Origin of the sequence: Paenibacillus sp. SZ31, assembly GCF_012912005.1 — a bacterium.
In the GTDB taxonomy this organism is placed as follows: domain Bacteria; phylum Bacillota; class Bacilli; order Paenibacillales; family Paenibacillaceae; genus Paenibacillus.
Genome location: NZ_JABBEA010000002.1, coordinates 452,274 through 478,658, shown reverse-complemented (window position 1 = coordinate 478,658; position 26,385 = coordinate 452,274). Strand labels below are relative to the sequence as shown.

The following is a 26,385-nucleotide window of genomic DNA, read 5'->3' as shown; positions in this document are numbered from 1 at the left end:
ACAGATGGCATAGTCCATCAGAAGGAGGATTTCGATATGGTTGGAACTTCGACAAGGTCAGTTACACAGGAACGCAGAATGTCTGTCAAAATAGCAGATACCTTGCTTTCCGAATGTCAGAATGGCAATCACCCCAAGATTGCAAACAAATGGGGTTATGTGGGCGGGATGACGTTAATGGCACTTGAACGCGCAGCCGAATGGAATCAAGAATCCCGCTATGCGGAACTTGTTCAGCGTCACATGGATGACCTCATCGAGAATGACGGCACCATTAGGACCTACCAGCTGAATGATTACAACCTGGATATGATCAATGAAGGCAAAAATCTGTTCAGTCAGTGGAAGAATTCCGGCAATGAAAAGTATGTTAAAGCGATCCTGCACCTCGTTGACCAGCTTAAAGGACAGCCCCGGACAAGTGAAGGTGGATTCTGGCATAAGAAAATATATCCCTTTCAGATGTGGCTGGATGGGATTTATATGTCTTCACCCTTTCTGGCTGAATACGCCAGTGTTTTCGATCACCCCGAGAGCTTCGATGAAGTGGCACGGCAGATTCTGTTGATTGAGCGAAAGACACGTAATCCACGAACTGGTTTATTGCATCATGCCTGGGATGAGAGCAAGGAACAACGCTGGTGTGATCAAAATACTGGTCGATCCTTTCATGTTTGGGGCCGGGCCATGGGATGGTATGCAATGGCGGTGGTGGATGCACTGGAGCATTTTCCGGTGGATCACCCACAGCGCGGACAGATCATGGGTATATTTGAACGAATGGCCTATGCGATTGCTCACGCTCAGGATCAGGATAGCGGACTCTGGTACCAAGTGATGGATCAGAACGGCAGAACAGGAAATTATCTAGAAGCCTCTGCTTCCTGTATGCTGATCTATGCACTCGCGAAAGGCCTCAGGTTACATTATCTGGCTGAGCTGAACCGTGAAGTCGTTGATCATGCCTATGCAGGCATATTGAAGCGGTTGGTCACTGAAGATGAAAATGGGGTGCATCTGCACCATATCTGTCATGGTGCCGGACTCGGTGGCAAGAAGTATCGGGACGGTTCTTATGAATATTACATCAGTGAACAGGTCGTTAGTGATGTACAGATGGGCGTAGCCCCATTCTTGTTAGCCAGTATTGAGATAGAGAGACTTGGAGCGAAAGAAGGGTGAAACATCACATAGACCATCCAGACACCTCAGGCACACGGCCGGACAAGAACAAACTATTGCTGAAATATCCCTCTTCCTGGTGGCAAGGGATGTGGCGAGAAGCATTTCCTTCCGGAAACGGTAAACTTGGTGCTTCAGTACAAGGTGGAATTCAGGCGGAAACCGTACTCTTGCAGCACAGTGAATTATGGCACTGGGGGCACAAGGATGAGCTGCCCGATGTCAGTTATACCTTATCAGAGACCCGCAAGTTAATGGATGAGGAACGATATCTGGAGGCAAGCTGGCATCTGACTCGTAAGCTGCAAGAAGAAGGTTACGCGTCAAGGCTGTCTTCCCGCTATCCGCTGGCAACAATGACGGTGGGCATGCCTTGTAATAACGCTTTTCGCAAATATCGGCGGAAACTGGATATGGACACAGGAGAAGTTCAGGTGCGCTGGCTGGAGGGGAGTCAAAGCTATGCAAGAAGTCTGTTTGTCTCGCGTGCAGACGATTGTGTTGTCTATGAGATCCAAACCCATAGAGTGAAAGATGGAGTAAGTGCACAAGGAACAGGTTCGGCTGGGCATTCATTGCTGTCGGGAACTATAGGCCTGCAATTCCCGGAAGGTGACCGGGTGAGAGAAGACGATGAGTTCAACGTTCTAAAGTCGTCTATAACGATGAGAATCGACCGGGATGATCGTGGAGACTACCTTTGCTATGGCGGGAGAAATGACGATGGACAGGACTATGGTGCGGTGCTACGACTGATCCAATTGAACGAAATACCTGATGCGATTCATGATAAGCAAAAGGAAAGCGAGCCTAACGAAGACACGCACAGCAGGCAACTTCATTTCCATACCTCTGGAAAAGTGCTTGTGCTTGTCAAAATGTTTGCTACGGGTAGACGAGCGGAGGAATGGACACGGTTGAAGCAGGAACTCGCATTGCTTGAGAGCGACTACAATACGTTGCTGGATCGGCATATCTCACTGCATCAACCGTTATTTAGGTCCGCTGAACTTGATCTGGATGATGAGAATGATGACGGGCGCTGCAATGAAGAATTGCTTCTGGAAGCCTATGAAGGTGAAGCACCTACAGGGTTAATGCGCAAGATGTGGGCCTATGGTCGATATCTCTTCATCAGCGGAACTTCTGAACGTAGCGGATTGCCATTTGGATTATACGGCTTGTGGGGTGGAGATTATCGCTTGATCTGGGGCCACAATATGGCGAATGAGAATGTGCAAATGATGTATTGGCACACTGCGGTAGGTGGTTTGTCCAATCTGAATCGTTCGTTGTTCCGCTATTACAACGGATTAATGGATGACTTTCGGAACAATGCTCGCAAGCTATATGGCTGCCGTGGGATTTACATTCCCGCTGGAACAACACCGGGTATCGGGGTGCCTAACCAGATTGTTCCGGTAATCATGAATTGGACGGGAGCAGCAGGATGGATCGCCAGGCATTATTATGCTCATTATCAGTTCACTGGGGATAAGCAATTTCTGCTGGAGGAAGCCCTGCCCTTTATGAAGGAGGCCCTTCAGTTCTATGAAGATTTTCTGGTGCTGGGTGAAGACGGAAAATATAAGATGTACCCGTCTGTTTCGCCAGAGAATACACCTGAGAATTTTATGCCTAAGCATGGACAGCCATTGGCCCACCCTATGCCTACAGCCATTAATGCGACTATGGACATTGCGATTATGAAAGAACTGCTACAGCATGTCATTGCAGCCAGTCGACGAACTGGAGTGCATACGTCTAAGATTCCTTGCTGGGAAGCCATGCTGGAGTATATGCCCGATTATCTTCTTGAACCTGAGGGAGCTGTGAAAGAATGGCTGCATCCTGCGTTTGAAGATCGACGTGATCATCGTCATCTTTCACACCTGTATCCTGTTTTTCCAGGACAGGAGCTCACCCGTGAAGAACAGCCAGAACTGTTCCAAGCGTTCGAGACAGCAGTTGATCAGCGAAGGCTTGGTGCTCAGAGTGGCTGGTCTCTTGCACATATGTCGTCCATATATGCTCGACTTGGCAATGGTGAGCGAGCGCTGGAAAGTCTCGATATTCTTGCGCGCTCCTGTGTGCTGAGTAATGGGTATACGTTGCATAATGATTGGCGCAATATGGGGGTATGTATGTCCATGCCTGCTGCCCCCATTCAGTTAGATGCCAATATGGGCTGGGTTAATGCAGTACAGGAAATGCTTCTCTATGTATCAGAACAATGGATCAAGCTGCTGCCGGCTTTGCCAGAACGCTGGGTACGAGGTTCCATACACGACTGGCGTATTCCCGGAGGTAGTCTGTCCTGCACATGGGATCAGAGCTCAGGTTTGTTCCGGGCAGAAATCAGCGCCTGTCGCCGCATCATGATGAAGCTTCATATTCCTGAATGGGTAAAAGCATGCGAGATGCTCAGTAGAAGTGCCTGCCTATGTGAACTTGATGAGAATGGCATCTATGAGCTTGAGATTGAAGCTGGAGGGGAACTCATTCTGGAGCAAACAAGGTTTGGAAAAAATGATGAATAAAATGCCGCCCTTTGGCGGCATTTTTTACATAGGGATCTAATCAATCTTATAACTGCCGATCGTATCTACTTCACCATTTCCGCTAATCTCCCGGACAGAGACGTTATGCGGTTGATGATTAATGATTAGTTGAACGGTATCTCCGGATTGGATTTCATACAATGAACAGGTCGCCTCACTTACTACGATCCCATCGAAGACTTATTTTCCAGTCTAAGCGTGCTGCTGTTTTTATGGTTAGGGATGTAACGGTGGTTAGATGAGTTTTGGATCATCTGGGGTTCGATTGGCCTTCACATATTTGAGCTGCGCAACGATGATGACGCTGATGATCACCAGCAGGAACCACGAACTGATCTTGCTAAAGCTAACCAGTTGCCAGGTATCATGCTGATCAGGATATTTCCAGGCGTTGAAGAATGTAGCGATATTCTCGGCAGTCCAGATGAAGAACCCGACAATGATAAAAGCGAGCGATAACGGCATTCGATAGGTCGTTGTCCGTACCCGGTAGATAATCCACGTTTTCCAGAAAACAATAAATACAAGCGCCGTTAACCACCAGCGAAAATCGGGAATAAAATGATGGGTGAAAAAGTTAATATAGATGGCTGCTCCGAGCAGAACGGAAGGTAATAAACCAGGCCAGCCGGTCATGTCCATGCGCAGTCTTCGCCACACCTGACACATAAAACTGGCTACACTTGCATACATGAATCCACTATACAGAGGGACACCAAGGATTTTGGTGTAGGCTTGCTCCGGGTATGACCATGATCCCATCCATACTTTATAGATTTCCAGCACCAGGCCAATAATGTGAAATACACAGATGACCTTGATTTCATCTCGGGTTTCCAAGCCGCTTCGATACATCAGGTACTGCACTGAAAGCAATACAAGCAGAATGGCATCATATCGATGCAGGAAGGGGATCGGGATTACGCTGGAGAGAGCCAATGTTCCAAAGATCGCTACAGGAAATATGCAGCTCATGGCCTGATGATAGCCGAAATGAAGTAGTTGTATTAGAGGTTTCAATTCAAGTTTCGCTCCTTTCATAACACGTTTGAACATCATTCAATGATATGATTTAAGGGTGTTCATCATGGGCGTTTTTTTGCCTACACTCCATAATATAGAGTTCATTGATGAATAAAAAGAGAAAAAAATGCGCAAATCTGTTCTTGTTTTCATATTAAAACGAATACCCTTCATTGATAATGATTTTCAATTAGATTAGAATAAAAGAATAAAAAGCTCACTACGTCTCGCATAACGAGAGGGATGTGACTATACCAGGAGGAATGAATATGTTGATTCAAACTCGAAGCATTATTGTCCAAAAGGGATATAGTGATAAGATTGTGGAACGTTTCAGTGGTCCAACTCCGGTTGTGGACATGCCCGGTCTGATTGATTTTAGTGTCATGGTTAACAAGAAAAGTACAGAGAACGAAGAAGTGATGGTAATCATTCGTTGGAAATCGGAAGAAGCATGGAAGAACTGGGAGAAAAGTGATGTTCATATCAAAGGCCATCGTGAGAAGAGAACACAGGAGAAACCTGATTATCTAATAAGTACAACCGTAAATATGTATCAGGTACAGACCGTGAAGACAGGTAACGGTTCCGAACAAGGGTCATAATCAGACAGCGATTTTGGAATTCGGTCGATTCTATGAGAAGGCTCTATTAGAGGGCGATAGGGTGGCTCCATGTATATTCTCTCGTGGTTATGTTAAAATGAAATTCGTACAATTACATTAGACAAGGAGGCCGCTATGCAACCGATCAAACCTCAAGACATTCAGCTCCGGATCAATCAACTTGCTGATCAGGACTTATACGTACATCTCGAACTCACGTCAGGTGCTTACGCACACCACATGGATAGCACAAGACATCCAGCATCTGCATTCATTACCAATGCGGCCATACGATATACGCAGGGTTCCATCTCAGGTACAGGTCCTTACCGGGTTGGTCTGAAAACAACTCAAGGTTGGCTCTACGCCGAAGGCCTTACACACATTGACGAGCAGGAAGAAGAAAGACTGATTCTAGCTGGCCACGACAGCCAAGGCAAACTGGTTGTGGCGTTACAACTGAGTCGGGAGATGTTCTGATGAAGACGGAGGATGGAATAACCATGAATACTACACACAACGAGCATGAGCGCATCTTGGTGGTGTACCCACATCCGGATGATGAAGCTTTCTCTGTATCAGGAACGTTAGCGAAGTACATAGATGGCGGTGCCCATGTAACCTATGCTTGTCTGACACTGGGCGAGATGGGGCGGAACATGGGGATTCCTCCATTTGCCAACAGAGTGACACTGCCTGCCATCCGTAAACAGGAACTCATCGAAGCTTCTGAAGCGATTGGTATTCAGGACCTCCGGATGCTGGGCTTCCACGATAAAATGCTGGAGTTCGAAGACCCACAGTTACTGGAAGACACCATCATGGCGCTGCTCAAAGAGCTGAACCCATCACTGGTCATTACGTTCTATCCAGGCTATAGTGTTCATCCCGATCATGATGCAACGGGAGCCGCTGTTATACGTACAATCGCTAAACTTCCTGTGGATGAGCGTCCGATTGTTCACTGCGTTGCGTTTGCTAATAATCAGGAACAGTACATTGGCAAACCGGATGTATTCGTTGACGTAACCGAATTTTTGGACAGAAAGATGGCGTCCATCCGTGCCCATCGTTCACAATTCCAGGCAGCGGAGCTTGTCGGAAATTCTGAGCTGAATGATGAAGAAATTAAGAAACGTTTTGGTAAAGAAACATTTTGGACCTATCCATTTGAATAATATAATTACGTAGAAGTCGCCTATATGGCGGCTTTTTTTGTTTGACATCACAATATCGACACAAAAATGTAGGGTCTATAGCCTGATTGAGCTATATGGAAAAAATATCGTTTTAAGTACACTATGATCAGGATTGTGATAACGCTTCATTTATTGCGTTGCTTCAATGGATGAGGAACATGGAGGGTTGATTCGGAGTTGAAAGGAGGGATGGTGTGTACAACCAACGTATATTTGGGGTAACTGTAAGACCTGTTGAACACAATGCCACAGCAATGAGTATCTGCAACAAGGAGCTGGAATTGCGCAGGAAGTTACATGCGTAATCCTTGGGTGAAGTTAGGTACATTCGACAGCTGCAGGAAGATTCGGGTTCGGGGATTGATTTTTCTAATTGGCATGATGATTTTCTTATTATTTTTCCCGCATGGTAAGGCAATGGCCGGCTCCGGCGAGCGTGATCTCATTCCCCTTCAGCCTATAATTGACCGTTCTGCACCGGGAGATATCATTCATCTTGCATCAGGTCGATATTCAGGCCCTGTAACGATTGATAAGAACATCACCATTCAGGGTGATCCTACGGTCATAGTCGTGAATGAGGAAACCACTTCTACAATAACTATTCAGTCGGATGGGGTGAAGTTAAGCGGGTTTACGATTGAGCATAATGCGAATGAACAGACCGCAGCGATTCAGGTTGAAGGGAAAAACAGTGAGATCACCGATCTGCATATTCAGACCCAGGGTTATGGGATGATCATCCGGAATTCGAGTCATGCAACGATTCAGCGGAACAATGTTACTTGGGTCGGATCTGATTCTGCAACCAGCAGCCAGAAGGGCAATGGCATTGATCTGTACAACTCCCATGATAGCTACATTGAAGCCAATGAGATCACCGGCATGAGGGATGGAATCTATCTGGAGAACAGTCGCAAGTCTATCGTGCAAAATAACAGGCTGTTACATACAAGGTACGGCATCCACTGTATGTACATTGACGGCTCTTCTGTCATGGACAATACCGGAGAGGAGAACATGACAGGTGCCATGATTATGGGCGTCAAGAATACGGTTATATCAGGCAATTCTTTTCGCAAACAGAGTACGAATGTTCATTCCCAAGGGATTTTATTGTATGACGTACATCAATCCTCTGTTCACAACAATGTAGTGGAGGGTAATCGTGTTGGGATGAATATTGCAGAATCATCAGGTAATGAGATTCGTGGAAATGCGGTGCTTCGGAATTTTGTTGGCATCCAGCTGGTTCTGGCAGAGGCTAATGAGTTTACACGTAACCGAATGGTGTCTAATGTCATTGAAGCTTCCGCGCTGGATAGCCCGAATAATGTCTTGATGGAGAATTACTGGGATTCCTTTCAGGGACTCGATCTGAATGGGGATGGGATCAGTGAAGTTTCCTATGCCATCAATCCTTTTTATGAGCAACTGGTCAGTCGAAATTCAGCGTATCAGCTCTTTTTTCAATCGCCGGGTATGGTCTTTCTGAGTGAGTTGTTTACAGAAGGCAGAGAACAATGGACTACCGACAAGTCGCCACGCATGAGCATGGATACGGAATCTGATCTGAACATGTCTGTGGAAAGTGCAGCAGGTTCCAATGTGGTGTGGATACTCGGGTTAGTTCTGTTGGGAATGGCGACTTTTATAATCATCTATATGGGGGTATTACGAAAATGAACAAAAGCTTGAACAGAAGATGGACATTGGTCATGGTACTTATGTTTGGCATGGTATTGTTAACCGCTTGCGGAACAAAATACGCGGCATTGCCGATCAATGAAGACGTGGATATCTGTGCGATCTGTAAAATGCAGGTGAAGGACGATGCGTATGCAACGCAGCTCACTACGAAAGACGGCCAAAATTACAAGTTCGATGATATCGGGTGCATGAACCAGTGGAAAACAGAAAATGGCACGGACAACATCGGCATGGACTATGTTCGTGATTATAATGACAAGGAATGGATTGAATTCAGCAAAGCCACGTATGTATACGATGCTTCATTGCGTACGCCTATGGCTTATGGAATTCTTAACTTTAAGGACAAGCCTTCGGCTGAAGCTTTCATTGCAGAGCAAGGTGTGGGAACCCTTATGACCGCTGAGGATCTTGCCTCTCATGACTGGAAACAGAACACAGAGAATATGGACATGATGGGTGAACATGGGCATGGTGAGCACGGACATAGTGAAGAAGGAGTCGGTAATGAGATGCATCAGGAAGGTGAGATGAAAGAAGAGTCAGGCCACTAGGAATGACAATAGAAAATGGTGATCAATGATGTCAGATATGATACAGATTGCAAGACGAGAAGTGAAAATGGGATTTCGCAATCCTTGGGCGTATTCGTTTCTGATCCTTTTTTGCACCTTTAGCTTAAGCTTGTTACTCCTGAATTCGCAGAATCTGGTTGAAGGGTATTCGGGCACAACAGGTTCGATGTTGAATCTCATTCTTTACCTTTTACCATTAATGACGCTATTCCTCGGTTCCTTCTCACTAACATCCGAAAAGGAGGACGGTAGCTGGCAACTGCTGTCCACGTATCCCATTGGCACGATGTCCTTTATTGTTGGGAAGTATCTCGGGCTGTCGATTGTTTTAATTACCATTGTTGCGTTTGGATACGGCCTGATGGGGCTCATTAGCGGGTTAATCGGGAATCCACTGGATGTCATGACCTACCTTCTCTTTCTGGCATTTTCTTGTGGACTGGTGTTGTTATTCCTGACGCTGGCGCTATTTATCGGTTCGTTGTCACGCAATCGGTGGCAGGCGTTAACCATATCCGTGACCGTATGGTTCTTCGCTGTCATTGGATGGCCGACCTTATTGCTTTCTGTGCTGGGACTTATGCCTTATTTGTGGGTGAAACCGCTGTTGATTGTACTAACGCTCATCAATCCGGCGGAGCTGGTACGATTGTTTGTCGTCATCAAACTGGGAGGCGGCTCCATTCTTGGACCAGAATATTATCGATGGGTGGAGTGGGTGCAGCAACCAAGTGGCAGTTGGATCTTCATCGGGATATGCCTATTCTGGATTGCCTTCTCTGTCCTGGCGGTATATGCGATCTGGGAGAGGGGGCGTTCTCATGGATAAGGTGGGACTCGAAGTGATAGGATTGTGCAAATCCATTAAAAAGCAACCAATTGTTGAGGATATCTCCTTTCGCATTACTTCAGGCCAAGTGCTTGCCCTCTGTGGAGGGAATGGTGCAGGAAAGAGCACGGTGCTGCGTATGATCGCAGGAATTCTTCGGCCTACCTCCGGTGAGGTTGCGGTGAACAATGTGCGATGGTTGAAGGAGCGCAAGCGTTATTCAGAGCAGATTGGATATATGCCGGACGATTATCAATTTAATCAAGGACTGAGTGCGGAGGAAATGCTTCTGTTCTGGGCTTCTCTGAGGAAAGTTCCCAAGGAGAGAGTACAGGAAGTGCTGACCATGGTAGGCTTGGAGGATCAAAAGAAAAACCGGGTCACGACCTTCTCCAAAGGCATGCGCCAACGTGTATTATTCGCTCAGGCTGTACTGTCCAAACCGCCACTACTCATCATGGATGAGCCAACGAATGGATTGGACCCATTCTGGATGCAGGAATTAACACAGCTGCTTAAGGGAATCAAGCAGGACGGTCATATGGTCGTATTCTCGACCCATCAGTTGGAGATTGCAGACGATATTGCGGATCAGGTGATATTCATGAACCATGGTCGGAATGTGGGAGAGGGTTCCACCCATGACTTTCGTGATCAATTCGGTTCGCTCCATGCAGCATTTCATCAAAGTCTTGGCTTAAAGTGAAGGTGAGTTTATTGCAGAAGAAGATGAAGAGGTTTAATAACAGACATATACTTACAATACTGATTGGCTTGGTTGCGTTGTTCACAGGTGTATGGGCCGTTTTTGAAAATATGTCGACACCCGAGTCTCAGCGAGGCAACGCTATTCAAGCAGGTGCAGTAGCTCCTGAGTTCACAGCGGTCAATTCAGCAGGCGAACAAGTCAGACTGTCCGATTATCGGGGCAAAGCCGTCATGATTAACTTTTGGGCTTCATGGTGCACACCCTGTGTAAGGGAGATGCCGCTCGTTCACCAGATTGCTCAGGATTATCAGAACGACGTGGAAACGCTGTTTGTTAACGTGGGGGAATCGAAGGGCACGATTCGTGAGTTTATGGATAAGCAGGCGTTTGATTTTCCTGTGATCATTGATGTGACGGGCAACATATCAGGCATGTATCGAATTACAGGTTTGCCGGCAACGATGGTAATTGATAAGGACGGAGAGTTCCGTCATATATTGCTCGGTGAACTTACCGAAGATACACCGTTGCAGCAATGGCTGGAAGAGAGTATCTAGTCGTGAACGTTGGATGGTGAGAAAAAGGCAGGAATGACCGAGATCGCCCAGATTATAAGTGAAACGAATGTACGATAAAAGTAATCACAAAAAGTAACCGGATAAAAAGCCGGACACCCATTTAACGAAGGGGTGTCCGGCTTTGCTTTTTGAAGTTATGCCGCTTCGCAGCCGATTACAATACAGCAGCTGAAGCGTGATTGGTGCGGGCGATTCTAGTTGCATCAACCATGTTACGCAGGGAAGCAACCGTTTCTTCCTGTCCACGGGTTTTCAATCCGCAGTCCGGGTTAATCCAGAACAGCTTCGGATCAAGAACACGCAGGGCACGTTCAATCATGCTGCTCATTTCATCTACACTCGGAACTCTTGGGCTATGGATGTCATATACGCCAAGACCGATACCGAGCTCATACGTATTTTCTTCAAAGCTGTGAATCAGTTCACCGTGACTACGGGATGTCTCAATGGAGATAACATCTGCATCCATAGCTTCGATGGAATCAATCATGTCATGGAATTCGCAATAACACATATGTGTATGAATTTGAGTCGTTTCATGCACCGTGCACGTGGAGATGCGGAACGCTTTGACTGCCCAAGCCAGGTAATCGGCTTGTTCATTTTCTTTCAGCGGAAGCCCTTCGCGAACAGCCGGCTCGTCAACCTGGATCATGCCAATGCCTGCCTGTTCAAGTGCTTCGACTTCCTGTCTCAACGCATACGCCAATTGATAGGCAATCTGCTCACGAGCAATGTCTTCGCGTACGAATGACCAGTTCATGATGGTAATCGGGCCAGTCAGCATGCCTTTGACAGGACGCTCAGTCTGCGATTGGGCATATTTCGTTTCTTCCACCGTCATTTCACCAGTAAATGCAACATCGCCGAAGATGATAGGTGGCTTCACGCAACGTGAACCGTACGATTGTACCCATCCAAACTGTGTAAAGGCAAAGCCGGCCAGTTTCTCGCCAAAGAATTCAACCATGTCCGTACGCTCAAACTCACCATGCACCAACACGTCAATTCCGATCTCTTCCTGAATCTTAATCCAGATATCAATCTGCTCCCGGATGAAGGCAGCATACTGTTCGTTGTTCAACTCACCTTTACGCCACAACTGACGTGCTTTTCTGACTTCAGCAGATTGTGGGAAACTACCAATCGTTGTTGTCGGGAAGAGTGGCAATTGCCATTTGGCCTGTTGGGCTTCATGACGCTCTGCAAAAGGACGGGAGCGCTCTGGCTGTTGAACACTGATGGAAGCAATGGCTTTCTGTACAGCAGTGCGGTTCCGGTCTTCGGATTGCTGAAGCGCCTGAAGAGGAAGCTCTGCTTCGTTAATTTTAGCGGTAATCTCTGCACTTGGTGAAGATAAGGCTGTAGTCAAAAGAACAATCTCATCCAGCTTTTCATCTGCAAATGCGAGGGCATTTTTCAGTTCAGATGTAAGTTTTGCCTCACGTTCTGTCGTTACTGGCACGTGTAGCAGACTGCAAGATGATTGCACGATGATACGTTCAGGTGTCACGAACTCAGTCAATTCATTCAGCAAATTCAGTTTTGATTGAAGGGAAGCTTTCCAGATCCCACGTCCATCAATAATACCTGCTCCCAATACTTTGTCCGCAGGGAAACCGGATGTCCGAATGGATTGTGTGTTACCAGAGAGTCCGTGTACAAAATCAAGTCCTACACCTTGAACTGGCAGTGCAACAATATCGTTGTAGTTTTCAACAGATTCAAAGTACGTTTGCAGCATGATATTCAGGCCTGGAACGGCTGCTGCAAATGTCTCATATATTTTATTCAGACGCTGTGCGTCTTCATTGCTTAATTTGGTTACCAGACTAGGCTCGTCGATCTGCACCCACTGAACGCCTTCACTCGCAAGTTCCTGAAGCAATTGAGTGTAGAGTGGAAGCAAGCGGTCCAGCCAAGCGTCTGTCTCGGATTTATCATAGCCTTTGGAGAGCTTCAGGAAGGTTAACGGTCCAACGATAACCGGCTTGCCTTCAATGCCGAGTTTTTCTTTTGCTTCACGATAAGCGAGAAGTGGTTTGTTCTCCGTCAGAGTTGGGGAAGCCCCGTCCAGTTCAGGTACAATGTAGTGATAGTTCGTGTTGAACCATTTTGTCATTTCACTTGCTGCAGCATCTTTCGTTCCCCGGGCAATACCATAATATACGGACAACGGAACGGAACCACCATCATAAGCAAATCGTTTAGGGATAATGCCGAACATCACAGCCGTATCCAGGATATGATCATAATAGCTGAAATCATTCACCGGAATGATGTCGATGCCTTTCGCTTGCTGCTTGCGCAAATGATCTATGCGGATCTCTTGCAAACGTGCGTGAAATTCGTTTTCCTCCAGCTTACCTGCCCAGAACGCTTCCAACGCTTTCTTCCATTCCCGATCAGCACCAATACGCGGATATCCCAATACACTACTTTTCGTCATCGCTTAAAACCCCTCTGCTTTTATGTTACACAAAATTTATCACAGATCCGGAGTTATAATGTAATTCCATTAAATTATACCTAGTTATAGCCTAGGGCTATATCAAAAGAAGTCATTACGTTTGAAATAGCCCCCACTAATGTTACAATGGTGAACTACGTTCATACGAATGATTGAAAGGAAGGCGGTACGCATGAATCTGTATCACATTCAGTCCAACGTGCACGGAATCAACAGAGTAGCATCATTTCTGGAGGATAATTATATTGGAATCGCTTGGTCGGGTACAGGGGATCTGGAGCAAACGCCCCCGGAGTTATGGAAGGAACAGCTGGTTCAGAACGATTGCTTGGATGAGTCGGAATTGGCTAGCACACTCGCGACACTACATATGTTTGCTAACCTCATGCAGGATGGAGATTATGTATTAATTAGCGATGATGAATGGACGTATGTTGGGGATATCGGGGATTATTATTACGACGATTCTATTGGTTCTGAAGAGGACTTGATATGTCACCGTCGCGGAGTTACATGGTTGGGGCGCATTCCTCTCGCTGAGCTGAATGACAAAGTGCAGGCACTGCAAAATGACTCATCCATCCTAGCGAAGTTTGAGTATCCCGTATCACAAGCACAGCTGGATCGCGGACTTGCAGTCAGCGTAGCGGCTGAAGCAACCAACACTCCCTCAACAGTGGTAGATGAAGCCACGATCCAAACAGCTCTCCATGTGCTGAGAGAAGCGTTGCACAGTGAAGATGAAGAGCTGCGAATTCGTGCGGCTACAGCTATTTTACAGTTTGCAAAACAATAAACCCTTAACTAGCCCTGAGATCTGTTCATTCACATTCACATGACTTCGTCCACCGTGGTAACAAATTACAGATGAAATGTCGAGTTCCATATACTTTTTCAAAGAGCAACGAGCCGTCTCGATATCGAGTGTGGTAGGGCCATGAACGCCGCCAAGTATGCCGTCGACACTGTACATTGAATCTCCGGCGATGAGCGTCTTACTATCCATCAAATAAAGACTGATATGACCTGGCGTATGACCAGGTGAATGAATAACGCGAATGCCGCCGCAAAACGGCAGTTCCTGACCATCGATTACCGTTTCATCAACTTTTCCCTTTGGAGGGTGCTCAAGGTGAGCGTCTTTGAGAAGAGGGAGCTGCCCCTCAATATATGGCTTATCCAGTTCATGTGCATATACCCTGACATGATCACCACACTCCTGCAAAATCTCTGGAAGACAGCCGATATGGTCCACATCCTGATGCGTCAAAATGACTGCCTTAAGTTGGCCGATCGGCACGCCTGCCTTTTCGAGTTCGGTACATAAAGCGTCATATTGTCCAGGGAAACCGGCATCTATTAACAAAGCCATTTCTTCATCCCATATCAGAACAGGGTGAATTATATTCCCATCAAACTCAAGCTGAAGCACTTCTATTCCTTTTGAAATTGTCATTATACCAGACCTCCGAGAGATAAAATTCATTGCTCATTACGTTTCTTATGTAAACGAATAGAGACGGCGATAAGATACGCTCGTCCTGTGTTGAACGTGAGCTTATGATGGAGATACTAATGTAGGAGGCTTTCTCTTATAGAAATATTCAATGAATGGGGGAATTGACGCTTGCTGTTGCGAATGATAATTTATATATATCAATAAAACCAATAAGTCCAATAAGATAAAGGGGGTATGTGGGATGACACACATCGTGCGTGCAGCAGCTGAAGATATTCGAAGCGAGGATTCACTGCAATTGATCAAGGAGCTGAGCGAAGAACTTGGTTTGTTATATGGCGGTGATGGAACAGCGGGATTTCAACTGTCAGACGTTGAAGTGCCACGGGCGGCCTTTATCGTTGCCAGAATCGACGGGTATCCGGTTGGTTGCGGAGCACTTAGACCCCTTGATGAAACATCTGTAGAGGTTAAACGCATGTATACTCGCAGTGGCTACCGCCGTAAGGGGATTGCACAGGCTATTTTGACCGAGGCAGATCGTCTTGCAAGCGAACTTGGATACACCAATCTAAAACTGCAGACAGGTCCCCTGCAACCAGAAGCAGCCGCGCTGTATGAACGCGTAGGCTATTATCGAATCCCTATTTTTAGTGGCAATTGGGACAGAGTGTTGGCCTACCAGAAAGACTTGGTACACGAAAAAGTATAACTCTACGAATATAAAAGTAAGAAAGTCGCCGATTGGCGACTTTTTTGCGCTTTAACATGCCCATTTTCATCTGAAAATATATAGACAAACGCGTTTAATCCGTTTCGGTATTCATGATCGAAATGATCGAAGGGTCTTGATGTTGGGCGCCCCATTCACATAATCCTTCCAATACGGGCAATAATCTTTCAGCTTTAGCTGTCAGTCGGTACTCAACTTTAGGAGGGACTTGGGGGTACTCTTTCCGCTCCACCATACCATCAGCTTCCAATTCTTTGAGCTGTGAACTTAATGTTCTATACGTAATCGCGCCGATCTGCCTTTTTAGCTCATTGAAGCGGACAGGTGGGTTTTCTGCCAGAAGGTACATAATCACCATTTTCCATTTGCCACCAATAACGGACAACGTATATCCAAAAGGGGTATCTTGAATATTTTTAACTTTACCGTGGTATTCAGCCATACTCATCATTTACACTATCCTTTCGGCTAGTACCTATCTATAAAGTACATACTCTACTAAAGTTCTGATTGCGTTCAGTTTATATTAAACTTACATTGAAGTAAAGGAAAGCAAAGTGAAGTATTCTGTATGAATGAAGAGCATTCTGAGCAAACGAATTTTGTAAACATAGCTAGTGCTAAATGTATTCCCAGATTCATTAGAATATATCAGGATACTGATATAACGAGTCAAAATATAGGAAGATTACAGATAAAAATATCAATATTATTATATGGGTGGTTCGATGAGAAGCAGAAATTAAACAAACTGAGGAGAGACACCCCCATGGTCACGTTATTGTTAATCATTATCTATCTCGCATTTATAGGGCTGGGATTGCCAGATGCTTTACTTGGCAGTGCCTGGTCCGTTATGAAAAACGATATACATGCGACAACAGAAATGGCTGGTTACATATCGCTAATCATTTCATTTAGTACAGTAGTGTCCAGTCTCTCAGCCAGCCGATTATTACACCGATTCGGAACAGGTAAAGTCACACTATTCAGCATCCTCTCAACAACGGTCGCGCTGTTTGGATTCTCGATCTCGGAGAATTTTGTGTTTTTACTGATTCTGGCGATCCCTCTCGGTCTGGGTGCAGGGTCGGTGGATGCGGCACTAAGTAATTATGTAGCATTGCATTTCAAAGCCAAGCATATGAACTGGTTGCATTGTTTCTGGGGAATTGGCGCGGTGACAGGCCCACTCGTTATGGCATATTGGCTGAATCAAGCTAACAACTGGCGTGCAGGATACGTCACTGTAGGGTTGATTTTGCTTGGGATCGCGGTGATCTTATTGTCAACGTTGTCTCTGTGGAAGATCTTCGAGAAGGGAAGAGTAGAGGAGTCGGGCGATGAGGAGAAACGGGTGAGCAACCGTGAGGCTATACGCATACCCGGCGTGAAGATGTCGATGCTGGCCATGCTTTGTTACAATGGTTCCGAGACTGCAGCCGGTCTGTGGATGGCGTCTTTCTTCATCGGAAGCAAGGGGGTTTCCCCAGGCACTGCCGCAGCACTATCATCCCTATTTTTCATTGGCATCATCTTGGGACGTGTGATCTCAGGTTTTCTTTCGACTCATGTATCCAGCAAAATTCTCATCAGGTATGGTGGAATCGTTGGATGCGTCGGACTGGTTATCCTGGTTATGCCGATTCCGTACTGGATTGCCGCAGGTGCATTATTCATCGTGGGATTGGGCGGAGCACCGATCTATCCGAGCATTGTTCATGCGACACCGGAACGCTTCGGAGAGAAAGCATCCCCAAGTGTAATTGGACTTGAAATGGCCAGTGCCTATACAGGTTCAACACTCATCCCGTTAGGTATGGGGCTCATTGCAAGCCAATGGGGAATGTCCATGGTACCCCTGATCCTGCTAATTTTGTTCAGTGTTATGTTCGCGGCTACAGAGCTGGTTAACAGAAGCAACAAGGCTACGCGACTGACACTCTAGCTTTAGCTATGGGTCATTACGGCTCTGCCACTATACAACAAAGGAACAACCATCGCTGGTTGTTCCTTTTGGTGTGTGGACTTTTTTTATAAGAAGATCAGTAACAATGTACCTGCGGCAAAACAATAATACGAAAAGTATTTCAGGTTGCCTTTGGCCATAATGCCCATAAACCATCTCATGGAGAAATAGGTGACGAAGAGCGTCGTGATGAATGCGATCAGGTAAGGGATAGCCAGCTGTGATCGATTCGGATCATTGGCAATGTCGGATACCCCCATGATGAGTCCACCAATACTTATGGGAATGTACAGCATAAAGGAGAACTTCAAAGCCGTTTCCTGTTTCATGCCGACAGCGATGGACGCAATTACAGTTGCCCCTGAGCGGCTAATGCCCGGAATAAGAGCGACCGCCTGAGCCAGACCTACCAACAATGCATCTTTCGTAGACAGATCACCATCTTGCTTACGACCACGAAGATTACGAATCAGCCACAAGGCAACCCCGGTGATCAATAGTGCAATGGAAACGGTATATACGGACGAGAAGATTTCTTCAATCCGATCTTTAAACAGGACCGCAACGACTGCAGCAGGAATCGTGCCAATAATTATGTATAAGCAAAACATGAAGTCTGCTCGATATTCTTCTTTACGAGTACGAAGGTAACCAAGTGCACCAATAATCAACTTTTTGATATCTTCCCGGAAAATAAAAATAATAGCGATAAGCGATGCCGTGTTTGTTAAAATCTCAAATGACAATCCATTCTGCTTGATGCCCATAAGTTTCTGAGCGATGATCAGATGACCGCTTGAGGAGACGGGGATTGGCTCCGTCGCACCTTGAACAATACCTAAAAACAAATACTTTAACCACAATATAATCTCTTCCATGTTTTCCTCCTTGAATATGTTTCATTGGCTTTTCAAAACTCTCTCTTATAAAAAAAGTGAATGGTTTACTCTATTGATGATAGCTGTTTAACTTGGTGACTTGCAAGTTAGAGTTCATAGAGGGGTGAAATAAACATAGCTTGTCAAATCCTGCATAGCATGATATCGTTGATAACGATTATCAATATCAACGAAGAGGTGGGTTTATTTTGCATAAACAGAGAAAACCAATATGGATCATGATGGCACTCATATTGCTGTTTGTACTTAGTGCATGTGGTCAGGTTGCCACGACGGGGGAAAGCACGAATGCAGCTACGGAGACAGAAACCAAGACGGACTCGGATTCAGCTTCTTCCACTGAACCAACGGCTACTGACGAAAAGGAACTTGTTACATATCAATCGGATGCGGGAGAAGTACAGGTACCCAAAAATCCTAAACGAATCATTGATTTGACGTCGTTCTCGACGGGGTACTTTGTTGCCCTGGATGCACCGGTAGTCGGCGCTTTATCCGGAGCGATGAACAACAAGTATATCAAGGACCAACTTGCAGCGGCGGGCACCAGCGATCTGGGTGAAGAGCCTACCCCGGAGAAGCTAATCAGCTTTAAACCGGATCTCTTCATCGTGTATACTGGCACAGAGGGCATCGATAAGCTGGAGCAGATTGCACCTGTCGTACAGATTACATTTGGTAAGCGCGATTTCAAGGATCTCATGCTCGAGATGGGTAAGCTCACCAATAGAGAAGACGCAGCTAAAGCTTGGAATGCTAAATGGCAAGCGAAGATCAATGAACTTAAGCCTCAGGTTCAGGAAGCTGTAGGTGATCGTACGGTTTCCATCCTGAATCCGTACGCCAAAGGATTATTTGTATTCGGTCATAATTATGGTCGAGGCGGTGAGATCATTTACGGAGAGTTTGGTCTCAAGGCACCAGCCAAAGCACAAGCTGAAGCAATTGACAGCGGCACTGGGTGGGCTTCGATCTCCATGGAACTATTACCGGAGTATTCGGGTGATATTATCTTCACCAGTCCGTGGTCGGGAGATACGACCGATCCCAAGATCGTATATGATAATACATTATGGAAGAACTTGCCTGCGGTGAAGGCAAATCATGTGTTCCAGCTCGACCCGACTTCAGATTCGTACAATGATCCGTTAACGTTGGAAGGTCAGTTGCAGTTTATTTCCGATAGCCTGCTTTCGGCGAAATAAGATAGAATTGTATAAATGGTAGTACTGGAGCATTTCCAAGCGTCGTTCCAAGACGGGGAAATGCTCTTTTTATGACCGCATTCGTTTATATAGGTCGATCATGGATGGATTTTGACCAATTTAATTAAGCTTGATACAATAAGATAACGGAAGACATACATTTAATATCAAGTGGGGTGACCTAGATTGCAACAAAAAAGTGAACGTTTGAATGTATGGTTGTCTTTGTCTAACATTCATACCCATCTGAACGAGAAGTTGGAACAAGCCCTGCTTCAAGAATATAAGTTATCTTTGAAAGAATTTTATGTTTTAAACTTTATATTTAATGCCGAGGGTAAGGAATTACGCCTACAGCAACTACAAGAACTGGTGGGGTTGAGCCAAAGTGCTACATCCAGGCTTGTCGTAAGGATGGAAGCCAAAGACTGTGGAGCTCTGGAAAGACATACATGTGAAGATGATCGGCGTGGCATTTACACTCGTATTACGGAGCTTGGGGAGAATAAATACAAGAAAGCACTCCAAACATTTAATCAGGTCTTGCACACCGAATTGGAACAGGATGGATTTGAGACTCGATTAGAGAACCTCACGAAAGAATTGTTCTAAGGCTAGGGTGAATATAGGGTAATGTATTAATTTACCCTATAGGAAGACTTGACACTCTTTAATATATCCGTTAAATTAAATGCATGCGCATGCTTTTAATGAAGATGCGGTGATTCATTTATAAGGAGGCATTGAATATGAAGGTGTTCGTCGTGGGATCTAATGGACAAATTGGTCAACAGCTTATCCAGCTTTTGAAGAATAGTGAAGAGCACACCGTTCTTGCCATGGTACGAAAACAAGAACAGGCAGACCAATTGGCAACACAGGGTGTGGAAACGGTGCTTGCCGACTTGGAAGGTACGGTTGACTCGATTGCGGATGCTGCAATGGGTAGTGATGCAATCGTATTTGCAGCCGGATCTGGCGGTACAACGGGGCATGACAAAACACTCCTGATCGATCTGGATGGTGCCGGGAAAACGATTGAAGCGGCTCAAAAAGCAGGTATTGATCGATTTATCATGGTCAGTGCAATTCAGGCCAATAACCGTGCAAACTGGCATGATAATATCCTGCCGTACTATGCAGCGAAGCACTATGCTGACAAAGTGTTGGAACTTAGCGGATTAACCTATACAATTATACGTCCAGGTATTTTAAAGAATGAACCAGGAACCGGATTAATATCTGCTGCTGAGAATATCACATCCGGTAACATTGCTCGTGAAGACGTAGCTCAAGTGATTATGGCGAGTTTGAGTGAGAAGAATACCTATAATCGTTCATTTGATCTAATTGCTGGTGAGATTGCAATACCTGAGGCACTGAGTAGACTCTGATCCAGAATGAAAGATTCTACGATATCAGTAGAGATAAGTGAGGACTTTAAATGATGGGATTCATGCTTTTGTCCTTCATACTAGGTTTTTTCATCGCTGTTCGTTCATTTTGGCCGCTGCCTAATCTTAAACATATAGATTATCAAGAATTTCTCAGACAACAGAGTGCGTATCGGCAATATAAGGTGATCGATATCCGAGATGCTACAGATTATTGGGCTGATCCTACTCCGGATACCATTAACATCTCACTGGGACGTCTTGCTTTCACATGGGAAAAATACCTTCTACGAGAAGATAACGTTATTATTATGTCTCCTGGTATACTCCAATCCAAAAAGGCTGCACGTATATTGCGAAAGCGTGGGTTTAAATGTCTTTATGTGATGAAGTACAAGGTTGATGTGATTTCATGAAATATACGGAGATATTAATTATCGAAACTTTGATGCTTGCGCATGCATTGTAATATTTTACTTGATGAAAAGGGGAGTTTATTTTGATGACAGATTTGTTTAGTCCATATTCTTTTAAAGGTTTAGAGCTTAAAAACCGGGTGGTAATGGCTCCAATGTGTCAATATTCAGTTGAGCAAAAAGATGGTATAGCAACAGATTGGCACTATATGCACTACGTTAGTCGCGCTGTGGGAGGAACAGGTCTCATTATCATTGAAATGACAGATGTGGAGCCGGATGGCCGCATTTCAGACTTTGATCTTGGACTATGGTCGGATGAACAGATCCCAGCTCTGAAACGGATCGTCGATGCATGTCACAGTTATGGTGCCAAGGTCGGTATCCAGATTGCTCATGCAGGCCGTAAAGCAGAAGATGCCGAAGTACCAGTAGCTCCGTCCGCGATTGCCTTTGATGAGAATTCCAAGCAACCTAGAGCGCTCACTACGGATGAGGTTAAAGGAATGGTTGAAAAATTCCGGAGTGCTATAGCTCGTGCTGTAAAAGCGGGATTTGATGCGATTGAGATTCATGGTGCACATGGTTACTTAATTCATCAATTCCATTCTCCACTAACGAATAAGCGCGAAGACGAATACGGTCAAGATTTAACATTATTTGGTCGTCAGATTATTCAGGCTGCTAAGGCAGAGATGCCCGAAGATATGCCCTTGATGATGCGTATTTCAGCTAAAGAATATGTAGAAGGTGGCTATGGAATTAACGAAAGTTCCGAGTTTGCCAAAGCTTATAAAGAGGCAGGCGTTGATGTATTTGACATCTCATCTGGTGGCGAGGGACCTATTGCTGCATGGGGCAGACCAGGAACTCATGCGGCATATCAAGTGCCTCTCGCTAAAGCAATCAAAGAGGCTCTTGATGTGCCCGTGATTGCGGTTGGAAGACTGGATGATCCTACGTTGGCGAATGCAGTCATCGGAAATGAAGAAGCCGATCTCGTTGCAGTAGGAAGAGGTCTGTTAAGAAATCCTTACTGGGCCTTGGAAGCAGCATCTGCTTTGCGTAAGGCAACGGAAGTTCCAAAACAATATACGACTGGTTTTTAATTTATTAACAATTTTATGTTAATGATTTAACGATCTTCATTAATACATGAATAAGAAAGGACTCCGACTGTCAAAACAGAAGGAGTCCTTTTTTGGGTTAAACTAGCCGAACTAAAGGAACAATATTAGCCAGTAACCAGTCAAGAGATGGTAGTTGGTTCATCGGTTCTGCCTCTTAAGCGTTTGATATCTTCTCTAGGCGGAAATCCGAACATGCGAGAATACTCACGACTGAATTGGGAAGGGCTCTCATAACCTACCTGAAATGCGACATCTGCTGCATCGGTGGACTTGGATAATAACAAGCGCCGAGCTTCTTGCAGCCTCAGTTGTTTTTGAAACTGAATCGGACTCATGGCAGTCACTTCTTTAAAGTGTCTGTGCAGCGAGGCAGTACTCATATTTGCCAAATCCGCCAGATCCTCAATCCGAAAATTTTGATCAGAGTGATTCACAATATATTCAATAACGTCTCTAATTCGATAGGTGTGGCTGCCCTCAATGGTAGCTTGCTCCAGGGCAATTCCATGGGGGCCCTTCAGAACTTTATAGAGAATTTCTTTTTTGAACAAAGGAGCGAGTAGTGGAATATCTTCTGAATGTTCTTCCAACAAACGGGCTAACCTGACGACCGCATCGAGCAGAGAAGGCTCAGCTTGGCTGACAAACATCGCACGTCTCGTCGTTTTCCGCGGTCTTGCTGGGAAATCAGAATGATTCAATACCTCCAGAATCTCACTGGATGTGAATTCAAGTTTCAGGGCCAGATAGGGAGCCTCAGACGTGGCTTGAATCACTTGTCCACTAACCGGCAAGTCAACGGTTGCCACGATATAACTTCCTGGGCCATATCGGAAACGATCCTGTCCCAGCAGGACCTCTTTCTGGCCCTGAACGATAATGCAGAAGGATGGTTCATTTACTCTAAATAATGGTTCAGTAACGACCGATTCACGGATTAGAAATAATGAGGGGATCGCAGTCGGGTGCACCCCGTCCTTGTCGGAATAACGGTCAATGCGTCTGGCTAATTCATCTTGATGTTCGTGTATTCGATCAGACATACGTAGTTCTCCTTTTTCGACACAACATTATAAATCACATTCTATCGTATATTGACCTAACGCGGTAGAATACGGATAGAAATAGGCAAACATTTGATGTGAATGGATAAGACATGCTGATTGCTGGCTGCATATTCACAAGTACACAGGTCATGATATACTACAAGTACAGAAGATATACATTTAAGGAGCAGCTAATACATGATCTGACGAGCACCCAAGGGAGCTGCTGCACATTTTATTTACTGATCGTTCCCGATGTGTTAGATTGATTTTGGGAGGGAAGTCGAATGGCTAGAAGTAAAGAGTTTGAAGTGAACGAAGTATTGGATAAAGCAATGAAGATCTTCTGGGAACAAGGCTACGAGAAGACGTCGATGAGTGACCTGGTTGAGCATATGGGAATTCATCGCAGAAGTATATATGATACGTTCGATGATAAGCATACGCTGTTTTTGCAGGCTATGGATCGGTATAATGGCAAGATCAACGCCACATTACTCGCAGAAATCAAAGCGTCCAAGACGGCAGTGGAAGCACTGCATAAAATTTTTGGAATTATGATCAGTGAAGCAGAAGATACGCCATCGGGTTGCTTGATCGTGAACTCTGCGGTGGAGCTGGGCGCACGTGACCAGGACGTGGATAACCGATCTCTTGATTCATTTAATGAAGCAGAACAGATGTTTGAGCAGATTATTGAATGGGGACAGCGGGATGGAGAGTTCTCCTCAGATCATGATGCGAAGGAAATGGCAGAGTACCTGCATAATACTTCTGTCGGTATAAGAGCCATGGCCAGAACTTCAATGGGTAAAGAAAAATTAAATCGAATTATCAATGTATCGATAAAACTTTTGGGAAAATGATACAGTAGTTCTACACGCAGTAGAATGTGTATTCCTAAACTGCTATTCAATATGGTGAGCAGAGACGTACAAAAAAAGTAGCTTGAAATCCGTTAGCGGACTTCAAGCTACTTTTTTTGTCTTAATTTCATAAAAATCATAAGCCATCAATTGGTGATGGCATTTTCAATCGGTTTAATTTTGTGAATCTCTTCGGTTCCGGCTTCCAAAGCAGTTTCGTAGTAAGAGCATTTGTGCTCAATGACTTCCATGGTTCTTCGTAGTTCCTCCATTTGTGCTTCCACAATCGCTTTTCGCTCCGTAAACATGTCATATCTTTGCTTCAGCGTGGAGTCCCCTTCAGAACACCATTCAATGAAGTCCTTAATGTCTTTGATGGGCATCCCGGTCAGTTTCAGACATTGAATGATCTTCAAAAAGTCAATGTCGGAGTCTTTGAACAAGCGTGTTCCGCTCGTGGTACGTTCCACAAAAGGCATGAGTCCTTCCTTATCGTAATAACGCAATGTATATACCGTAAGGTCTAATTTTTTGGCAACTTCACCGATTGAATAGGTCATTTAGAATGAATTCCTTTCTACAGGGGGTAGACTTCGAGTTAACTCTAGGATTGATCCGAGTGAATTCTACCATGCTGTATAACTGCATGTCAAAGTCGTCGAAAATAAAAAAATATGATAAACATTTGACCTAGAGTTAACTAGAGGGGGTAAGATTATTTTGAACTTTAAATTACTAGGAGGTTATCCCATTGATTATAGCTAAAGCCAGAGCCGTTGACGGACCAGACCAACAATTCAAAAGTGCTGAAATTAAACGACGTGATCTGGATACCAATGATGTATTAATTGAGATTAAATATGCGGGTATCTGCCATTCTGACATCCATACTGCCCACGGTGAATGGGGCCCTGTGAATTATCCACTCGTTCCTGGACACGAGATTGCCGGCATTGTAACCGATGTAGGAACTGGAGTCTCCAAATATAAGGTCGGTGACCGAGTAGGGGTCGGATGTATGGTGGACTCTTGTGGTGAATGTGTTAACTGTCGCAAAGGTGAAGAGCAATACTGTCTCAAAGGAAATATTCAAACTTACGCTGGAGTAGACAAATACGGTGAGCATACGCAAGGTGGATATTCAACTCATATTGTTGTCGTAGAGGATTTCGTCGTTCGCATCCCTGATAACATTGCACTTGATGCTGCTGCACCTTTGCTGTGTGCCGGTATTACGACGTATTCACCACTTCATCACTGGGGAGCTGGCCCAGGTAAGAAGGTTGCCGTTGTAGGTATGGGTGGTCTAGGTCATATGGCTGTCAAAATCGCACATGCGATGGGTGCGGAAGTAACGGTTCTCTCCCAATCCTTGAGCAAAAAAGAAGATGGACTGCAATTTGGTGCAGATCACTACTTTGCCACAAGCGAACCGGAAACATTCGAGAAACTTGCAGGCACATTTGATCTGATGATTAACACGGTAAGTGCCAATATTGACATTAACGCTTATTTCTCACTGCTCACGCTGGATGGTACACTCGTGAATGTGGGTGCTCCTGCAGAGCCTTTAGCTGTTAACGTATTCTCACTCATCGGTCATCGCCGTTCATTCGCAGGCTCCATGATCGGTGGCATTCGTGAGACACAGGAAATGCTTGATTTCTGTGCAGAACATGATATTGCACCTAACATTGAGGTCATCTCCGCTGATCAGATTGACGAAGCTTACAAACGTGTATTGGCTTCAGATGTGAAGTATCGCTTTGTTATTGATATCAGCACCATGTAATTGTGAAGTATATAATAACGATAGTTATTAAAGAT

Annotated in this window: 28 protein-coding genes; 20 read left to right on the top strand and 8 right to left on the bottom strand. The window is 45.2% G+C overall.

Annotation, left to right across the window (positions count from 1 at the left end; all coding sequences use genetic code 11):
- The first annotated feature begins 36 nt into the window (after nt 1-36).
- Entirely contained in the window at nt 37-1,182 is a 1,146-nt protein-coding gene (locus tag HF638_RS06790) for a glycoside hydrolase family 88/105 protein (protein ID WP_248278053.1), read from the top strand.
- Entirely contained in the window at nt 1,179-3,722 is a 2,544-nt protein-coding gene (locus tag HF638_RS06785) for a glycosyl hydrolase family 95 catalytic domain-containing protein (RefSeq protein ID WP_348982078.1), read from the top strand. The genes HF638_RS06790 and HF638_RS06785 overlap by 4 nt, the downstream gene beginning before the upstream one ends.
- Before the next feature lie 36 nt (nt 3,723-3,758).
- Here the strand turns inward: HF638_RS06785 and HF638_RS28775 are convergent, their stop codons facing one another.
- Both HF638_RS28775 and HF638_RS06780 read right to left on the bottom strand, forming a co-directional pair.
- Nucleotides 3,759-3,884: a hypothetical protein gene (locus HF638_RS28775; protein WP_282435641.1), complete on the bottom strand. Its 126-nt coding sequence runs from the start codon at nt 3,882-3,884 to the stop codon at nt 3,759-3,761.
- Nucleotides 3,885-3,977: 93 nt separating this feature from the next.
- Entirely contained in the window at nt 3,978-4,763 is a 786-nt protein-coding gene (locus HF638_RS06780) for a DUF817 domain-containing protein (RefSeq protein WP_169479506.1), read from the bottom strand.
- Nucleotides 4,764-5,035: 272 nt separating this feature from the next.
- Between HF638_RS06780 and HF638_RS06775 the strand changes: the two genes are divergently transcribed.
- The 8 genes from HF638_RS06775 to HF638_RS06740 all read left to right on the top strand — a co-directional run bounded on the left by HF638_RS06775 (nt 5,036) and on the right by HF638_RS06740 (nt 10,950).
- Nucleotides 5,036-5,371, top strand: coding sequence for an antibiotic biosynthesis monooxygenase (locus tag HF638_RS06775; protein WP_169479505.1), 336 nt, complete (start codon nt 5,036-5,038; stop codon nt 5,369-5,371).
- Between the two features lie 135 nt (nt 5,372-5,506).
- Nucleotides 5,507-5,851: a YojF family protein gene (locus tag HF638_RS06770; RefSeq protein ID WP_062834334.1), complete on the top strand. Its 345-nt coding sequence runs from the start codon at nt 5,507-5,509 to the stop codon at nt 5,849-5,851.
- A gap of 23 nt (nt 5,852-5,874) precedes the next feature.
- Nucleotides 5,875-6,549, top strand: coding sequence for a bacillithiol biosynthesis deacetylase BshB2 (bshB2, locus tag HF638_RS06765; RefSeq protein ID WP_169479504.1), 675 nt, complete (start codon nt 5,875-5,877; stop codon nt 6,547-6,549).
- Nucleotides 6,550-6,867: 318 nt separating this feature from the next.
- Nucleotides 6,868-8,256: a right-handed parallel beta-helix repeat-containing protein gene (locus HF638_RS06760; protein WP_248278052.1), complete on the top strand. Its 1,389-nt coding sequence runs from the start codon at nt 6,868-6,870 to the stop codon at nt 8,254-8,256.
- Nucleotides 8,253-8,834 carry a nitrous oxide reductase accessory protein NosL gene (locus HF638_RS06755; RefSeq protein ID WP_169479503.1) on the top strand — a complete coding sequence of 194 codons (582 nt, stop codon included), beginning with the start codon at nt 8,253-8,255 and terminating at the stop codon, nt 8,832-8,834. The genes HF638_RS06760 and HF638_RS06755 overlap by 4 nt, the downstream gene beginning before the upstream one ends.
- Nucleotides 8,835-8,862: 28 nt before the next feature.
- The gene (locus HF638_RS06750) at nt 8,863-9,684 is read left to right on the top strand and encodes an ABC transporter permease (RefSeq protein ID WP_169479502.1); all 822 of its coding nucleotides are present in this window, start codon (nt 8,863-8,865) and stop codon (nt 9,682-9,684) included.
- Nucleotides 9,677-10,390: an ABC transporter ATP-binding protein gene (locus HF638_RS06745; RefSeq protein ID WP_169479501.1), complete on the top strand. Its 714-nt coding sequence runs from the start codon at nt 9,677-9,679 to the stop codon at nt 10,388-10,390. Before HF638_RS06750 ends, HF638_RS06745 begins: the two co-directional genes overlap by 8 nt.
- 11 nt (nt 10,391-10,401) lie before the next feature.
- On the top strand, nt 10,402-10,950 hold the full coding sequence (locus tag HF638_RS06740) for a TlpA family protein disulfide reductase (RefSeq protein WP_169479500.1): 549 nt from the start codon (nt 10,402-10,404) through the stop codon (nt 10,948-10,950).
- Nucleotides 10,951-11,125: 175 nt separating this feature from the next.
- Here the strand turns inward: HF638_RS06740 and metE are convergent, their stop codons facing one another.
- Nucleotides 11,126-13,420, bottom strand: a complete 2,295-nt coding sequence (metE, locus tag HF638_RS06735) for a 5-methyltetrahydropteroyltriglutamate--homocysteine S-methyltransferase (RefSeq protein ID WP_169479499.1) — start codon at nt 13,418-13,420, stop codon at nt 11,126-11,128.
- 193 nt (nt 13,421-13,613) lie between these two features.
- Between metE and HF638_RS06730 the strand changes: the two genes are divergently transcribed.
- On the top strand, nt 13,614-14,237 hold the full coding sequence (locus HF638_RS06730; protein WP_169479498.1) for a hypothetical protein: 624 nt from the start codon (nt 13,614-13,616) through the stop codon (nt 14,235-14,237).
- On the opposite strand, the gene HF638_RS06725 is transcribed toward HF638_RS06730, so the two are convergent.
- Nucleotides 14,217-14,897, bottom strand: coding sequence for an MBL fold metallo-hydrolase (locus tag HF638_RS06725; protein WP_169479497.1), 681 nt, complete (start codon nt 14,895-14,897; stop codon nt 14,217-14,219). The genes HF638_RS06730 and HF638_RS06725 overlap by 21 nt on opposite strands.
- Nucleotides 14,898-15,141: 244 nt before the next feature.
- Here HF638_RS06725 and HF638_RS06720 point away from each other — a divergent pair, with 244 nt between their 5' ends.
- Nucleotides 15,142-15,612, top strand: a complete 471-nt coding sequence (locus tag HF638_RS06720) for a GNAT family N-acetyltransferase (protein ID WP_169479496.1) — start codon at nt 15,142-15,144, stop codon at nt 15,610-15,612.
- A gap of 94 nt (nt 15,613-15,706) precedes the next feature.
- Here HF638_RS06720 and HF638_RS06715 read toward each other — a convergent pair whose 3' ends face one another.
- Nucleotides 15,707-16,081 carry a winged helix-turn-helix transcriptional regulator gene (locus tag HF638_RS06715; RefSeq protein WP_169479676.1) on the bottom strand — a complete coding sequence of 125 codons (375 nt, stop codon included), beginning with the start codon at nt 16,079-16,081 and terminating at the stop codon, nt 15,707-15,709.
- A gap of 321 nt (nt 16,082-16,402) precedes the next feature.
- On the opposite strand from HF638_RS06715, the gene HF638_RS06710 reads away from it, so the two are divergent.
- Complete coding sequence (locus HF638_RS06710; RefSeq protein WP_169479495.1) at nt 16,403-17,581, top strand: MFS transporter; 1,179 nt, start codon at nt 16,403-16,405, stop codon at nt 17,579-17,581.
- 86 nt (nt 17,582-17,667) lie between these two features.
- On the opposite strand, the gene HF638_RS06705 is transcribed toward HF638_RS06710, so the two are convergent.
- On the bottom strand, nt 17,668-18,480 hold the full coding sequence (locus HF638_RS06705) for an undecaprenyl-diphosphate phosphatase (protein WP_036608062.1): 813 nt from the start codon (nt 18,478-18,480) through the stop codon (nt 17,668-17,670).
- 209 nt (nt 18,481-18,689) lie between these two features.
- Here HF638_RS06705 and HF638_RS06700 point away from each other — a divergent pair, with 209 nt between their 5' ends.
- The 5 genes from HF638_RS06700 to HF638_RS06680 all read left to right on the top strand — a co-directional run bounded on the left by HF638_RS06700 (nt 18,690) and on the right by HF638_RS06680 (nt 22,625).
- The gene (locus tag HF638_RS06700; RefSeq protein ID WP_169479494.1) at nt 18,690-19,706 is read left to right on the top strand and encodes an ABC transporter substrate-binding protein; all 1,017 of its coding nucleotides are present in this window, start codon (nt 18,690-18,692) and stop codon (nt 19,704-19,706) included.
- A gap of 186 nt (nt 19,707-19,892) precedes the next feature.
- A complete protein-coding gene (locus HF638_RS06695) occupies nt 19,893-20,318 on the top strand; it encodes a MarR family winged helix-turn-helix transcriptional regulator (protein WP_169479493.1) in 426 nt (141 codons plus the stop codon).
- Between the two features lie 137 nt (nt 20,319-20,455).
- Entirely contained in the window at nt 20,456-21,100 is a 645-nt protein-coding gene (locus HF638_RS06690; protein WP_169479492.1) for an SDR family oxidoreductase, read from the top strand.
- Between the two features lie 50 nt (nt 21,101-21,150).
- Entirely contained in the window at nt 21,151-21,516 is a 366-nt protein-coding gene (locus HF638_RS06685; protein ID WP_169479491.1) for a rhodanese-like domain-containing protein, read from the top strand.
- 86 nt (nt 21,517-21,602) lie between these two features.
- Nucleotides 21,603-22,625, top strand: coding sequence for an NADH:flavin oxidoreductase/NADH oxidase (locus HF638_RS06680; protein ID WP_169479490.1), 1,023 nt, complete (start codon nt 21,603-21,605; stop codon nt 22,623-22,625).
- Between the two features lie 140 nt (nt 22,626-22,765).
- On the opposite strand, the gene HF638_RS06675 is transcribed toward HF638_RS06680, so the two are convergent.
- Entirely contained in the window at nt 22,766-23,689 is a 924-nt protein-coding gene (locus tag HF638_RS06675) for an AraC family transcriptional regulator (protein WP_169479489.1), read from the bottom strand.
- Between the two features lie 290 nt (nt 23,690-23,979).
- On the opposite strand from HF638_RS06675, the gene HF638_RS06670 reads away from it, so the two are divergent.
- The gene (locus HF638_RS06670; protein ID WP_169479488.1) at nt 23,980-24,558 is read left to right on the top strand and encodes a TetR/AcrR family transcriptional regulator; all 579 of its coding nucleotides are present in this window, start codon (nt 23,980-23,982) and stop codon (nt 24,556-24,558) included.
- A 146-nt stretch (nt 24,559-24,704) separates the two neighbouring features.
- Here the strand turns inward: HF638_RS06670 and HF638_RS06665 are convergent, their stop codons facing one another.
- Nucleotides 24,705-25,118, bottom strand: coding sequence for a MerR family transcriptional regulator (locus tag HF638_RS06665; protein ID WP_062834354.1), 414 nt, complete (start codon nt 25,116-25,118; stop codon nt 24,705-24,707).
- Between the two features lie 191 nt (nt 25,119-25,309).
- Between HF638_RS06665 and HF638_RS06660 the strand changes: the two genes are divergently transcribed.
- A complete protein-coding gene (locus HF638_RS06660) occupies nt 25,310-26,350 on the top strand; it encodes an NAD(P)-dependent alcohol dehydrogenase (RefSeq protein ID WP_169479487.1) in 1,041 nt (346 codons plus the stop codon).
- Nucleotides 26,351-26,385: the final 35 nt, after the last annotated feature.